The sequence below is a fragment of the Agarivorans sp. Toyoura001 genome (genome assembly GCF_005405585.1).
Lineage (GTDB): Bacteria > Pseudomonadota > Gammaproteobacteria > Enterobacterales > Celerinatantimonadaceae > Agarivorans.
Map to the genome: position 1 here is coordinate 1 of NZ_BJEQ01000001.1, position 14,920 is coordinate 14,920.

The window sequence follows — 14,920 nt, forward strand, 5'->3', positions numbered from 1 at the left end:
CATCGGCTTGCTCTCGAGTGGCGTAATCCACCAGCAAGTTGCTGCCGTGCTGGGCGGTATAATCGCGCAAGTGTTGGTCTTTACGCTCAATCTCGTTAGGGAGAAAGCTGTTGGCCCAGATTTGGCCATGTGGATGAGGCTGCGAGCAGCCCATGGTTTCGCCCTTGTTCTCAAAGGCTTGTACCCACAGGTAGTCTTTACCTAATTCTTCAATTTGTTCATTCCAGGTATCAATCACGCCACGAATTGCCGTGGTGGATAACTCCGGCAGAGTTTTACTGTGGTCTGGCGAGAAACAAATCACCCGGCTTAAACCACGGGCTTCCATGCTGGTAAACAAGGGGTCGGTGGCAGCGGGTACGCTGGGTGAATCGGTCATCAGTGCAGCAAAATCGTTACCAAAGACATAAGTGCCCGTGTAATCCGGGTTTTTATCACCCGATACACGGGTATTGCCAGCACACAAAAAACAGCCAGCATCGTAGCTCGGCAACGTCGCCGTAGACGGTGCTTCATCTTGGCCGCTCCAGGGGCGTTTAGCACGGTGCGGCGACACCAATATCCACTGCCCCGTTAAGGGGTTATAACGGCGATGCGGATGTTCGGTAGGGTCAAAGTTTGTGTTTAACATGAAGGCTCCACTAAAATGCTACTACTTGGCGAGTCCGATAGTGCAAAAACCAATACTTGAGCCGCCTCCCGAAAGATCCCTACTTGGCCGCCTAAGGCAAGCCGGGGTAGCCCCAGATTTCAAGTAAAAGTAATTCGCTCTACTCTTTATCTATATATTGAAGCACGAAAGGGAAAACGTTTCCAATTTTAATGGTTAAATCATCAACGATAAGTCTAAAAATGGGCTGTCTCTCTATAGTTACTGCCACTTAGTTATTACTCGAGGCTGTTATTCTTTGCGATAAATTGACAACTAGAGTTAAGGGGAGTTTTAGAAAGATAAAAACACATAAAGGATAACGTTTACCTTATCTTATAGGGTTCCGTCCTGTTTTATGTAGCTCGTCATTCATATTCGTTCATCATTAATCAATAAATCCATATAAAGCAGTGTAACTTCAATGAGTTATTAGCAGTTAACAGGCTTTATATTCACAGAGTCAGAATAAAGCAAAATATAATTTCAATTATGTTGAGCTTACACTTGTTCGCCCAAGTAAAACTGCCTAAAATAGCCGCCTTATTGTGGCATCTCGCCCTCATCCGTTTAAAGGTAAAATACATGCAGCACATCGTTACCTTGCTTAGCGAACAAGTTAAGCAGCAAGCTCAGAATGTAGCGCTAAAAATTTGGCGCAACCAAGCTTGGCAGTGCTTTACATGGACAGATTTTTCTCAGCAATGGACGCTAGTCGCAAAAGGTTTAATTGGTTTAGGTCACCAGGAAGAGCAATGTGTGGCAATTATGTCACCCAATATGCCTGAGTGGACCATAACTGACCTGGGTATTTTGGCTGCTAGAGGTTGTGTGGTGCCTATCTACCCTACTAATACCCTGGATCAAAGCCAGTACATTCTAAAAGACGCTGGCTGCAAGATTTTGTTTGTTGGTCAAGCTGAGCAAGTAGAAATAGGTTTAGAACTACTGAAAAGTGGCCAAATAGAAACCTTAATCTGTTTTGAAGAAAGCGAGCATACTCAACAAGAAAACGTGATGAGCTTGCCGCAATTGCTTGCCTTAGGCGAAACTATTGACGTAGATGAACTAGAGCAGCGCCAACAAAACCTAAAAATGGATGACTTAGCCACACTCATCTACACATCGGGCACCACCGGCGAGCCTAAAGGTGTAATGCTAGATCATGCTAACTTTGCTGCAGCGTTTGCTATGCACGATCAACGTTTAAGTGTGAACAATAAAGATGTGTCGCTTAGCTTTTTACCGCTAAGCCACGTATTTGAACGCGCTTGGACTTATTACGTACTGTATCGTGGTGCAACCAACGTATATTTGGAAGACCCTGCGCTCATTCAAGACGCCTTGCCACGCAGCCAGCCAACCTTAATGTGCAGCGTGCCTCGCTTATACGAAAAAATTCATGCAGCAATTTTGCAAAAAGTTGCCACTGCTTCAGCCTCTAAACAGAAACTGTTTCATTGGGCCTTAAAAGTAGCTGAACTTCGGCTAGCCGCTAAGCAACAACAAGTGCAGCCTTCTGCTTGGTTAAACATACGTTATCGTTTAGCCAACAAGTTAGTACTGTCAAAACTTCGAGCCATCTTTGGCCCTGCACGCCTACTGCCCTGCTCTGGCGCTAGACTGGCAGATGACATAAACCGTTTCTTCCAAAGTTTGAATGTGCCAATTAATTACGGCTATGGAATGACCGAGTCTACCGCCACTGTTTCTTGTTATAGCGAAACACAGAAAAGCATTAGCACCATTGGCCACCCCCTAGAGGCCTTGCAGATAAAAATTTCCGAGCAAGGAGAGATTCTAGTCAAAGGCGACACGGTAATGCGCGGCTACTTTAATAAGCCACAAGCCACCGCAGAAACCATTATCGACGGCTGGTTACATACGGGTGATGCAGGGAATCTAGATGCTGAAGGTAACCTAGTACTTACCGAGCGCATTAAAGAGTTAATGAAAACCTCAGGCGGAAAATACATTGCCCCGCAAAGGGTTGAAGGCGCATTAATTCGCGAGCCCTTGTTTGAACAAGTCGCCATTATTGCTGATGCTCGTCACTTTGTGTCGGCCTTAATTGTACCTGCTTTTGAAGCGCTAGAACTACATGCCAAACAGCTAGGTATTAAGTGGCAGCACCGCAATGAATTGTTAGAAAATGCTGAAATTAAGCAGCTAATACAAGCAAGGCTAAAACAAGTGCAAACTAATCTAGCTCGATTTGAACAAGTAAAACAGTTTACCTTATTGCCTAGAGAGTTCTGCATGAAACAAGGCGAACTAACGCCAACCTTGAAACTACGTAGAGCGGTAATTGAAAGCCGCTTTGCAGAACAAATCAGTGCGATGTACGCAGAAAAACGGATTGCTTAAATCACCCCCTGCAATCAATAAAAAAGGCGCTTGAAGCGCCTTTATTATTGATAATGTACCGTCATAAACTTTAGTCTTGCCACTTCTTGCGCATAGCCTCAATCACTCGCTCATTCACTCCATGCACATTTTGATACTCACCTTTGCAAACTAGTATCTTTAATTCTGCTTGGTATTTGATAGCTAGATCTCTGTAGCTTTGCATTTCCCATTGCTGAACAAAAGTATTCGCTACCACGACATCATTTCCCAATGCTAACTCTCGCTCAGTTTCTCGCTGGCACCATTGATGGGCTTGAGCAATTTGTTCAGCTTGATATAGATACTCGCCATGCTTGTTCACAAAATACATGTCTGCTTCTAATTGCACCGCATCAATAGTTGCTGCCAAGGTAGATTTTCCGCTACCGGGTAAACCACGAATAAGAGTCAGTGTTGTCATAAGTCGTTACTAAGAAACCGCTTTTAATTGAGGCTTAACTTGTTCCTGACAATAAGCTAACGGTGCCTGTTTAAGTAAGGCGATAACGGCATCTTTATCCATGGCTTCGCAGGCATCGTTGAGCTCATCAAATAAAGCCATCAATTCGTTCCATGGCATAAAGCTCTCATTGGCAGTAAGGATCCTAGGATGATCTGTTGGGCGTTCATCGTCCCCTACCAGTAACTCTTCATATAGCTTTTCGCCAGGTCTTAAGCCGGTGTATTGAAGCTCAATATCTCCATCGGGGTTTTCATCGTCACGAACTTCCAAGCCTGACAAATGAACCATGCGTTTCGCTAATTCAGCTATTTTTACTGGCTCACCCATATCAAGCACAAATACCTCACCACCATTGGCCATTGAACCGGCCTGAATAACCAACTGAGCCGCTTCAGGAATCGTCATAAAGTAACGAATAATGTCTGGATGAGTAATTGTTAGAGCTTCACCTTTGCGAATTTGATCCTTGAATAATGGGATAACCGAACCTGAAGAACCAAGCACATTGCCGAAGCGAACCATACTTATGGTAGTGCCAGATTGCTGCTCGGCTAAGCTTTGCATAACCAGTTCAGCCAAGCGTTTGGTTGCCCCCATCACATTAGTTGGGCGCACTGCCTTATCAGTAGACACCAATACAAAGGTTTTGACCTTAGCTTTTATGGCTGCCTGCGCAATATTGTATGAACCGAATACATTGTTACATACCCCCTCAACCACATTTTGCTCCACCAAAGGAACATGTTTATAAGCTGCGGCATGATAAACAGTATCAACATTACTGGCGTCCATCATTGCACTTAAACGGGGTAAATGCTGAACTGAAATCATCAATGGGACTAAATCGATATTTAAAGCCAGTGCTTCACGCATCTCCTTAAGCTCTCGTTCAATTTGATACAAAGCGACTTCTGAACGCTCTACTAACAATAAGCGAGCAGGTCTAAATTGTAGGATCTGACGACATAGTTCTGAGCCGATAGAGCCACCAGCACCGCTCACCAGCACCGTTTTGTTGCGGATAGAACTTTCCATTAAGTGCGCGTTTGGTGTTACAGACTCCCGGCCGAGCAAATCCTCAACATCCACTTCTTTTATCTGATCAACTTTTGCATCACCGGTGACTAAGTCATTAAGCCGAGGGACTGTTAATACTTCGGTATTCAAATCCGCCAGTGCTGTTAGTACCTCTGCACGGCGTTTGGTACCAGCATTAGGAATAGCTAAAAGTACTTTGGTGGCGTGAAAGCGACGAATAAGCATTGGCAACTGCTTAGGTTGGTATACGGTTAAACCATGAATCAATGAGTTACGTAGTTCTTCTTTATCATCAATAAACGCTACCGCTTGAAAATCATCGCCTTGGCCAATAGCTTGAAGCAGTTGGCGCCCGCTATCCCCAGCACCAAAAATAATCACGTTCTGCTTAGTGGCATTTTCCAACCAAACAAACATAAAGCGAATAGCAAAACGCGTACCGCCACAAAATATCACTCCAAAGGCTAGATAAATAAATGGCGCGGTTCTTGGAATAACGGCTTGTAAATAAAAAGAAGCGACAATCATTAGCAAGGTGGCAATCGCAAAACTAAATAAAATCGCCTGCAGGTTTTTTTCATTTATGTAGCGCAGTACAGCCCTATATAAACCAAAATACCAAAATCCAGCAAGGGTAGTAACGATCACCGATACGAATGTTACCCATGTAGGTACGTCATAAAAATAATGAGCAGACTCAAAACGCACCCACAATGCGCCCCAGAAAGCCAAACTTAGAAAGAGTAAGTCTAAGCCAAAAACTATAGCGATTTTTTGTCTTCGAGTCGGTAATTCAAACCAACTCATCGCATTTAACTGAGGTAACATCTAAATTCCTTTTAGATCATATTTGCGCTAGCAGTTATTGGCCAAGCAAGCCTTGTAAACCTAGCGTTATCTTTTTGCACACCGCGAGCATATCCTCACGAGTAATAGTAGGGTGAACCATAAACATCAATGAGTTAGCCGCTAACTGTTTTGCGTTTTCTAGGGGCTTGCTAGGCAAAACATCTAAACCATCAAATGCTTTCTCAAGGTAAACCTCACTGCAGGTGCCTTGCATACAAGGCACGCCCACTTCATTTAAACAGCTTATTAATTGATCTCTAGTTATTCCATTTAACTTTTCTACTTCAATAAATACATAAAATTTATAATAAGCATGTTGTATATAATCAGGCACTTGAGGGATTCGGATAAAAGAGAATTCACGCAAGCAGCTAGATAATAGCGTAGCGTTCGCCTCACGTTGTTGTTGCCAACTAGGCATACGCTGTAATTGAATACGGCCAATGGCAGCTTGCATTTCGGTCATGCGCCAATTGCTGCCGATGCTTTCATGTAACCATCTAAAACCTGGTGGGTGTTGTTTATTAAACACCGTGTCATAGGATTTTCCATGGTCTTTGTATGACCACATTTTGTTCCAGAGTGCTCGGCTATTAGTCGTCACCATGCCTCCTTCACCACCAGTAGTCATAATTTTGTCTTGGCAAAATGACCATGCAGCTATATCACCTAAGCTGCCAACAGATTTGCCTTTATAAAGCGCGCCATGTGCTTGAGCGCAATCCTCAATAACAAATAAATCATGCTTTTTCGCCAGAGTGTTTATCTGGTCCATCTCGCAAGGCCAGCCAGCCAAATGTACACAAATAATGGCTTTGGTTTTGCCTGAAGTCACATTTGAGATACTACTAGCAGTAACATTTTGACTGTCTAGATCGACATCAGCAAAAACTGGGGTAGCCCCCACATTAACAATACAACTAGCTGATGCTATAAAAGTGCGCGAGGTAACAACAACTTCATCGCCTTCGCCAATGTTCAAAGCCCTTAATGCGAGTTCTAAAGCTAGGGTACCGTTGGCAACGGCAATGGCATGCTCAACTCCAGCCCACTCTGAAAACTCTTGCTCAAAGTGTTTACCTTGTTCACCAGTCCAGTAGTTAACTTTATTAGATAATAGAACCTTACTTACAGCTTGGGCTTCTTGCTCTGTAAAGCTGGGCCAAGGAGGGAAATCTTGCATATCTTTTACTATTTTTAATCCTTTAAATTTGCAGCTCTATAATGCGTTAAAAATAGACAAGCTACAACTTTGGACTAAGTAATTAGTGTGTTTTGGCAGGGTTTCCGTACACTTTTTCAGCAGGCTTCACATCTTTCACCACTACAGAGCCAGCCCCTATGATAGCTCGATCTTTAATGACAATTTGCTGTATAACGGAACTGCCGATTCCAACCATTGTGGCGCAACCCACCCTTACCTCACCAGCAAGGTTACAACCAGGTGCTATATGTACGCCATCGGCTAAAATTACGTCATGATCAATGGAGCTATTATGATTTATGATATTTCCTAATCCAATCTCACATCCTACACTGATCGTTGAGTTTGCCATTACAACACTTCCTTCACCAAGTCGTGCCGAGGCACACACATGGGCTTTAGGGTGAATCAGTATCGGTATTTTAAGGCCTAACTGCAGAAGCTGCTGTAAACGGCTCAAGCGTGTGGAATTATTGCCAATAGCAACGTGCACGGCGTAATCGGTATTGGTGGTAACAAAGGTGAGCATCTCTGCCCACCCGCCTATCACCTGGCAACCTTCGGTTTCGCCAAGCCCTTGCCAGCGCTCATCAAACAAGCAAATAGTTTGATAACCCAACTGCTTAGCTAGCTCCACAACAACTTTAGCGTGTCCTCCGGCTCCATAAATAGCTAATTTCATGATTCACTGTTCCCAGTAAATTTACTCATGGTTGCCTCGCCCTCTGCGCTCACACCATCTTTAACAAACACCTTTTTCACGGTAAGTATCAGTATTTTGATATCCAAGATAAGGGACCGATTATTAACGTACCAAACGTCCAGCTCAAATTTTTCCTGCCAGTTTAATGCGTTACGACCATTAATTTGCGCCCAACCAGTTATCCCAGGTTTAACATCATGCCGCTTTGCCTGTTCAGCCGAGTACAGAGGTAAATACTCCATAAGCAATGGACGTGGCCCTACAAAGCTCATTTCACCTTTTACAATATTCCACAATTCTGGAAGTTCATCGGCGCTACTTGCTCGAAGTGCACGGCCAAATGAGCCTAGTCGTTCTGCGTCGGAGAGTAAGTTACCTTGAGCATCTTTATCGTCGCGCATGCTGCGAAACTTAATCATATTAAACGCTTTACCCTGCAAACCAGGGCGCAGCTGAGTGAAAAAAATGGGCTTGCCAAGCTTTGAGGCTACCTGCCAGCAGAGCAACAAAAATAACGGAGACAATAACACCAACAAAATTGCCGCAGCGATCCGTTCAAAAAAGTAAAACACCTTGTCCTTAAACAACTAGCTCTCTCCATCCATGTATTGCAAGATTTGTTGATTAACCAAACGAACGTCGTATCTCTGCTCTGCAAGCTGACGGCTTTCAGCGGCTTGTTGAGTAAGCAGTTCAGGTTGCTCAAAATAACGTTTTAGAGCCACAACTAATGAATCTACACTTTGCGGCTGCACGAGATAACCATTCACCCCATCACTCACGGTTTCTCTGCAACCTGGTGCATCAGTAGTCACTATCGCTCTGCCGCAACTCATGGCTTCTAGCACAGTACGCGGTGTTCCTTCTCTGTAAGAAGGCAATACGTAAACATGGCATTGCGCAATTAAGCCCGCCACATCCTCTACTCGCCCATGGTACTTGACGATATCGTTAGCAATCCAAGTATCTAAATCTGATTGAGCAATCGCGCTCGGGTTATCATCAATCCAACCAGCCAAATGAAAAACACATTGGTAACCTTGCTGTTTAAGCTTTTGGGCAGCAGCGGCGTATTCTTCAACACCTTTATCTTTAAGCAGCCGAGCAATTAACAAAAAGTGTATTTGGGGCTGCTGGCTATCTATGACTGGTAAACTTAATAGTGGGAAACGAGCTAAATTAATCCCAGAGCCGTTAATTAACTTAGTTTTTTGCTCTGGTACTAGGCCCTTATCAACAAACAGCTTACGGTCATCTGGGTTTTGAAAAAACACCCCGTTTGAGCAGGCTAAGCCTGATTTATACAAAAGACTAACTAGGGTATGCAGCACTTTTTGTTTAGTTGTATTCTGCTGAGTAAACACGTAACCCAAACCGGTAATCATCGAGTAAACACTTTTTACACCAGCAAAGCGCGCAGCAAGCGCACCATAGATAACCGGCTTAATGGTATAAGCAAGTGTTTGCTGAGGCTTTAGTCTGCGAATTAAACGAAACAACGACCACACACTAGCTGCATCTTTTATTGGATTTAAACCAGTACGCTGCAAGGTATAAACATGCGGTGTAATGCCCAATTCAACTAGGGCTTTTTTCTGCTCTAGAGAAAAGTCTGGCGCTGCAATATGTACTTCTTTACCCTGCTGCTGCATCGCTTTAAGCAAGTCACCACGAAAGCTTAAAATGGAATCAGCAAAGCTGGCGATTACCAACACCCTACTTGAATTCAGTTTACTGCTCTTGCTTATCTTGGCCATCTAAGTATTCTGCTCCCCTTACTTTGCCCCAGCGACATCCCGCAAAATATTAGCTAAAGTAACTTGCTGAACCTGTAAAGAATAATACTCTTCCACCGCCTTACGGCCGTTATTAGCATACCCTTCTCGCTTATCTTTAGACTCAAGCAAGGCGACTAATGCCTCTTGCCAAGACTCAGGAGTATCAGCCAATAAACCACTATCACTTTCAAGAACAATTTTTTCATTAACGCCTACAGGACTGCCAACTACTGATACGCCACAAGCCATATATTGAATCAACTTATAACCACATTTTCCTTTTTCCCATGGACCATCTTTAAGCGGCATAATGCCGATATCTAGATTCTGAATAAATGGAACTTCACCGGCTTCGCTCCAGGAAAAAATTTCTAGATTAGTGTTCGGCAGATTCGAAATAGCGTCCTCTGTCGCTCCCATTAAATGCAAACGAACAGAGTACTTTTGCGCAAGCCAAGCTAGCTGCTCTGCAATATCATATAAGTAGACTTGAGTGGTGGGGCTACCTATCCAGCCTATGACTAAAGATTGTTCTTCATTCTGTGCTTTAGTGTGATAACGCTGTAAATCTGGAACGGTAGGGATAATTGAAACCGCCTGCGCACCTGAAGATTTTGCATAATCAGCTAAGTGTTGATTACCAGCACTAACGTGGGAAGATAATTGCATGACTTTTCTGATCTTATGTTTAAGTAAAACTCTTACCAACCAATGCTTAGAAAGCTGATAATGGGAGTAGATAGCATCGTCATAATCAACAACATAAGGAATACGAAACATTTTGAACACACGCTCTACCAGCGCCGGACAAAAAGGAAACACCTCCTTTTCTATCCACACTAAATCGTAGCGAGCAGCGCTAAGCAATACTTTTAACCGTAACAAATAGCGGCTTAAAAAACCTGTTCTTTTACCGGTGGCATATAGCTTATTCAGATAAGCGTTATCGTATAAGCTGTTTACCTCAACGTTAAAGCCTTGGCCATCTAAGTAAGGAAGGTATTGTAGCGTTCTTAATCGCGAACTAGCTCCTTGAGAAGAGTACTTAGTTAACGCTAGCACCTTAATTATTTTACTCACTAGATTGCCCAACTCCCCAAAGTATTAGTTTTTTATACGCGGCAAAGGTCTCTTTTATACTCTGAATATCGCCACGCATTAAAGCCTTTAACGACCGAACGATAGGTTCAAAGGCCAGCGACGTAAAAGCAACAAAACTCGCTTGAGCGTAGCCAAAGTGTTTATAAGCATATTGCAAGCGACTACGTAATGAATAAAACAAGCGGCTTGCTTTAACTTGGTCGGAGGTTCCACCTCCTAAGTGATAAGCACTAACATCTGATAGAAAATAACTTGAATAACCACTTTTAAGTGCTCTGTAAGCAAAGTCAACTTCTTCATAATAAACAAAAAATCGCTCATCAAAACCTGACAAATCAGCAAACAGTTTCGCTCTCACGAAGTAAAATGCACCGATGACTTGGTCAACGTTTTGATTACTTAAGTGGTCCCACTCCCTCATGGCCTGACCTAGCTTTGGCCAAGGCCTATCCAAACCAATGGAGTGAAAAAATAAGCCTAAAGGAGAGGCTGTTCTCGAGCAGCTTCTAGCAACCTGATTATGCTCATCCATTAATTTGACCCCACAAATGCCAACGTTTTGATTACAGGAACGCTGCATAAACTCGACAACCCCGTTAAGCGTACCTTCATATAATGCCGCATCGGGATTTAGAAAAAGTAAATATTCAGCACTGCATTGCGCAGCCCCTAAATTACAAGCCCTAGCAAAGCCTTTATTGGCAGTAAGTTGTTGTAAGTCTACCTCAGGATAATCAGCTATAAAGCGCAAAGAGTCATCACTAGAGTGATTATCAACAACCACGATTTTTCCAAGATGTTCGCCACCAAACTTGATGATCGACTCAACACATTTTTCTAGTAGTTCTCTAGAGTTCCAATTTACGATAACGATATCTACAGCCAAAACCAGTCCTTAGTTCGCGCTTTTTTTAGTCAAGATAAGTGGCATAGCAAGCAATGCAAAAACAATGAGCCAAGAGGTTAGTAAGGATAAATACTGATCTTGGAACCATTGAATAAACAAAGCGTACACGCTAATTGAGTACGCAAGAATATACCCATAGCCTCCGCGTATTGCACCTTTGTATAAAACGGTATGAAAAACACCAAATACAAATTGTGAAATGAGTATGTAACTTAAGCCAAAGTCCAAATAATACGGATAAAAAACCGTATACACATTAGTAGCATGTGGAATGTATACGTAGTCTTTCACCAACTTAACTGGGTTCCATTCAAAACCTAACTTGGCTAACACAGCGTAAAACGTTCTAAATGTGTTTGAACCGTAAGCTAAATCGGGCTGAGAGCTCAATACAACATCTATTGCCGATACGCCACCGAGCAGATAAACATAAAGCGCTGAAAGAGCACCACCCGACCCTTCACCTACTTTTCCCATAATGGTTCCAATTAAAAAAAAGAAAACAAATATGAGGAAAAAACCACTAGCAAAAACTTTTAAGCCAAATTTTTCGGGTTTAATAAACGAAAAAATGAACAGCAGAGTAATAACTAAAAGAAAAAAGTAAGTTCGTCCGGTACTCATTAGTACATAGAACAGCGCAACAGGAAGTATCAGTAAAAACCACTGTTTTCCTCGCTTGTTGCCAATATCTAAAGCAACAAGAAATAAGGCCGACAAAGCCACTAAGCTTAAATATCCCATCCAACCAAAGCTGCCACCAAAGGCTTCGTTATTTAAGCCGAGCCGAAGATTCATCATAAATGAATCGGTGGTGCCATGGGCGGCAATAGACCGAGCTCGATTAAACATTAATGGCGAAACCAAGGCTGCCATAACAAAGTAGCCAATATAAAATCGCCTAAAATACGGAACGTCATAACGACTCACAATGTCTTCGGTATTTCGGTGCTGAAACAAATAAGCAACAAGAATTGCGCCCCCGGTAAAGCAAGCTAGAGAAAACAAAACCACCGAGAGAACATGAGGTCCAGCAGGAAACAAACCATGCGGCACAAAGGTATGTAGCACTAAAATAGACGCCCACATAACGGAGTGAATAATGGCAGGGTGTCGAAAGTCTTTAAATACAACATTATTAAACACCACAAAGGAGCAGGCAATGACACACGCAATGACCGACAGTAAGCTAGGAAACATCTAAAGCATCTTCCGAATTAGCATTATGCTGTTTTGCCAAACTCAATGTTGCTAAAGACAACAGGCTTGTATCAAGCAACACCCTAATTACCCAAGCAATAGCTGCCCCTACGATGCCCCACTGGCTAATAGAAAAATAGAGTAAACCGACAAAAATCGGCAGCTCAATGCAGTGCGCTAACGCAGTAATTTTAGTTTTACCGTTAGCGTGCAACCAAGCATATAACATTGCCCCTATCGCATTAAGGTAAACACCCACACACATAATTTGGCCTACCAGAATTGAGCTATCATCAACAAACTGCCCCACCCATAGTCTTAATAGATAAGGCATTAGCCAAAACAACAAGCCACACACAAAGGCCATACCGATAATTACGATGATTAACCAACGCTTAAAAACAGCGCTAGCTTGCAGCCTATCAGCCGTAAGCAGCCGACTAATGGTAGGAAAAGCAACTGAACTAATCGCTCCAACCACCACTAAAGATTGAACTGACACCTCATAAGGAATCACATAAAGCGTGACCGCAGAAGCCGACAACAAAATGCTAATAAAGAAGCGATCTACCTGAACCAGGAACGGCCCAATAACACTACTTAAAGTGACCCAACCGGAAAACGTAAAGAGTTCTCGTACTAAACTAAGCTCAAAAACAAATACTCGCTGCAAGTTAGCTTCATCCATTTGTTTATTAGCAAAAGCCCGATAAACAAAAAAAGCGACAAGCCGAGAAACGACCAAGCTAGCAATAAGAAAGCTTAGGTTCTGACTATACATAGAAACGATAAAAGGTAGGCCGAAATTTGCAGCGCCAAGCAGCATGCGAAGAACACTAATTCCCTTAAAGTTTAGATAAGCCTCGTTAACCCCCTTATAGGTGGCACTTAACGCTTGCAACGGAATAGCTAAAGCAAGTAAAGCAATCGACCATGTAAGTTCTTCATTAGTGACATCTTCGCGTGGAATGTACTCTTGTAAGCCAGCCGCTAAAAAGACGATCACAGCAAACAGAGAAATCACACTAAATATAGAGGTTAAAGTGAGAGCAGTAGATACCAAAGGAGAAATACATTGGTGCTGATTAGCACCAATGTAGCTTGCTACTTTTTGCGTGACAGCCCTTCCAATCCCTAAATCTAAAATACTGGCATAGCCAATGGCAGCCCAAGCAAGGGCTATAAACCCAAAGCGCTCTAGGCCAATACTTTCAATTAAACTTGGTATGGAAATCGCGGCGACGAGCAGCGGGAACAGCAACCCAAGCATGTTCCAAAGAATATGAGTAACTTTCACGCCATTACCCATGATGTTATATATCTAATAACTGATCCTTAGCTTTCTTCAGTATCCTTACTGAATATACTTATTAACAAACAAAACAAAAAGTTAATGATTTCGCAGCACAAATGTACCACTGAACTCGGTTTAGCCCAATATTATGTTTCAGTTATTACCTAAAAAATACTAAACCGTGAGCTAACATCAATTGAGTAAATTAACAGCTTTTCACTTACGCATAGTTTACTATTTAGAAAAGAGCTCCCTAATTACCACTGCGGTAAAACGCCTGGATAATCGAACGCTATTACACCAAGGACGTAAAATGGCCATAAGCTTACTAAAACAAATTATTCCGAACAAAAAGCTATTACTCAAGCTTGCTTCAGCGAGCTTTCTATCCATTAGCCTTTTTAACACTAGTGGCTGCGCAAATACCGCAGAAGGCGCTGGAACAGGCGCTTTAGCAGGCGCTGCTGGCGGACTAGTATCGGGATTAATTTGGGGCGGCGATCCTTTGGAATCGGCCGCGAGAGGCGCAGCCGTAGGTGCAGCATCAGGTGCTGCTGTAGGTGCAGTGCAAGATGCTAAACAAAGCTCTGCAAAGGAAACACCACAACAAGCTAGTGAAAACAGCTCCAATGAACTACCAAGTAAACAACAGCTTATTGCCGCTATTGGCGAGCCGGCGGTTGATGGCATAGTTGCATTGGCTAAATGTGATTACTCTGGCGCGTTAAGTAAAGCTAAGTTATCCAAAGCCACCAGCGAGCTACATTACCAAGAGGCTGGTGTATGGCTTGAAGCCCTGAGCTACGCAGAGACTGGGGATGTCGATAAACTAAACGCCAGTTATGCCGAAATTATCAAGCTAGATAAACAAGTGAGTAATGTACTTGAAGCCCAAACCGAACTGTCAGAAAGCTTAACTAAACTGAAACAGATTAGACTTGAGCACAACCTTCCAGAAAGTTGTTCGTAGTTCTTTAACACGCTGAAACAATAGCTCTAAAAAATAACTATTCAGCTAACTCTTCAGGTCTATAGCTTGTAATTGACAAAAAAGCCCGGAGATTAAGTTCGATATAGCACTTTAACCACATGCCAGCCGTGTTTAGTTTTCACTAAGTGTGGCACGAGTATTTCACCACTAAAGCATACCTTGTCAAACTGCGGCACCATTTGACCGCGCCTAAACTCACCTAAATCGCCACCTTTTTTACCAGAAGGACAAGATGAGAATTTTCTAGCTAAAGTTTGAAATTTGGCACCATTTTTAAGCTGCTCGATAATGTCTTCAGCTTGTTGTTTATGCTTTACCAAAATGTGTAAGGCGGCGGCTGTTCTTGCCATAATGG

Annotated in this window: 14 protein-coding genes; 2 read left to right on the forward strand and 12 right to left on the reverse strand. The window is 42.9% G+C overall.

Going from position 1 to position 14,920, the window contains the following annotated elements:
* Positions 1–631 (reverse strand): galactose-1-phosphate uridylyltransferase (gene galT, locus FFR00_RS00005; RefSeq protein WP_137671322.1); only part of this gene is annotated, 631 nt, incomplete at its 3' end.
* 603 nt (positions 632–1,234) lie between these two features.
* On the opposite strand from galT, the gene FFR00_RS00010 reads away from it, so the two are divergent.
* Positions 1,235–3,016 carry a long-chain fatty acid--CoA ligase gene (locus FFR00_RS00010; protein ID WP_137671323.1) on the forward strand — a complete coding sequence of 594 codons (1,782 nt, stop codon included), beginning with the start codon at positions 1,235–1,237 and terminating at the stop codon, positions 3,014–3,016.
* 70 nt (positions 3,017–3,086) lie between these two features.
* Here FFR00_RS00010 and FFR00_RS00015 read toward each other — a convergent pair whose 3' ends face one another.
* The 10 genes from FFR00_RS00015 to FFR00_RS00060 all read right to left on the reverse strand — a co-directional run bounded on the left by FFR00_RS00015 (position 3,087) and on the right by FFR00_RS00060 (position 13,577).
* A complete protein-coding gene (locus tag FFR00_RS00015; RefSeq protein ID WP_137671324.1) occupies positions 3,087–3,458 on the reverse strand; it encodes an AAA family ATPase in 372 nt (123 codons plus the stop codon).
* 9 nt (positions 3,459–3,467) lie between these two features.
* The gene (locus tag FFR00_RS00020; RefSeq protein WP_137671325.1) at positions 3,468–5,366 is read right to left on the reverse strand and encodes a nucleoside-diphosphate sugar epimerase/dehydratase; all 1,899 of its coding nucleotides are present in this window, start codon (positions 5,364–5,366) and stop codon (positions 3,468–3,470) included.
* A 34-nt stretch (positions 5,367–5,400) separates the two neighbouring features.
* Positions 5,401–6,570: a DegT/DnrJ/EryC1/StrS aminotransferase family protein gene (locus FFR00_RS00025; protein WP_137671326.1), complete on the reverse strand. Its 1,170-nt coding sequence runs from the start codon at positions 6,568–6,570 to the stop codon at positions 5,401–5,403.
* Between the two features lie 82 nt (positions 6,571–6,652).
* Positions 6,653–7,273, reverse strand: coding sequence for an acetyltransferase (locus tag FFR00_RS00030; protein WP_137671327.1), 621 nt, complete (start codon positions 7,271–7,273; stop codon positions 6,653–6,655).
* On the reverse strand, positions 7,270–7,881 hold the full coding sequence (locus FFR00_RS00035) for a sugar transferase (RefSeq protein ID WP_137671328.1): 612 nt from the start codon (positions 7,879–7,881) through the stop codon (positions 7,270–7,272). Before FFR00_RS00035 ends, FFR00_RS00030 begins: the two co-directional genes overlap by 4 nt.
* Complete coding sequence (locus tag FFR00_RS00040) at positions 7,882–9,051, reverse strand: glycosyltransferase family 4 protein (RefSeq protein ID WP_137671329.1); 1,170 nt, start codon at positions 9,049–9,051, stop codon at positions 7,882–7,884.
* Between the two features lie 18 nt (positions 9,052–9,069).
* Positions 9,070–10,152 carry a glycosyltransferase gene (locus tag FFR00_RS00045; protein ID WP_201798661.1) on the reverse strand — a complete coding sequence of 361 codons (1,083 nt, stop codon included), beginning with the start codon at positions 10,150–10,152 and terminating at the stop codon, positions 9,070–9,072.
* Positions 10,145–11,059: a glycosyltransferase family 2 protein gene (locus FFR00_RS00050; protein ID WP_201798662.1), complete on the reverse strand. Its 915-nt coding sequence runs from the start codon at positions 11,057–11,059 to the stop codon at positions 10,145–10,147. Before FFR00_RS00050 ends, FFR00_RS00045 begins: the two co-directional genes overlap by 8 nt.
* 9 nt (positions 11,060–11,068) lie before the next feature.
* Positions 11,069–12,280, reverse strand: a complete 1,212-nt coding sequence (locus FFR00_RS00055) for an O-antigen polymerase (RefSeq protein WP_137671330.1) — start codon at positions 12,278–12,280, stop codon at positions 11,069–11,071.
* Positions 12,270–13,577, reverse strand: coding sequence for a flippase (locus FFR00_RS00060; protein WP_161985054.1), 1,308 nt, complete (start codon positions 13,575–13,577; stop codon positions 12,270–12,272). The genes FFR00_RS00055 and FFR00_RS00060 overlap by 11 nt, the downstream gene beginning before the upstream one ends.
* A 310-nt stretch (positions 13,578–13,887) precedes the next feature.
* On the opposite strand from FFR00_RS00060, the gene FFR00_RS00065 reads away from it, so the two are divergent.
* Positions 13,888–14,544: a glycine zipper family protein gene (locus FFR00_RS00065; protein ID WP_137671332.1), complete on the forward strand. Its 657-nt coding sequence runs from the start codon at positions 13,888–13,890 to the stop codon at positions 14,542–14,544.
* Between the two features lie 92 nt (positions 14,545–14,636).
* On the opposite strand, the gene ppiC is transcribed toward FFR00_RS00065, so the two are convergent.
* Positions 14,637–14,915 carry a peptidylprolyl isomerase PpiC gene (gene ppiC, locus FFR00_RS00070; RefSeq protein ID WP_137671333.1) on the reverse strand — a complete coding sequence of 93 codons (279 nt, stop codon included), beginning with the start codon at positions 14,913–14,915 and terminating at the stop codon, positions 14,637–14,639.
* Positions 14,916–14,920 lie beyond the last annotated feature (5 nt).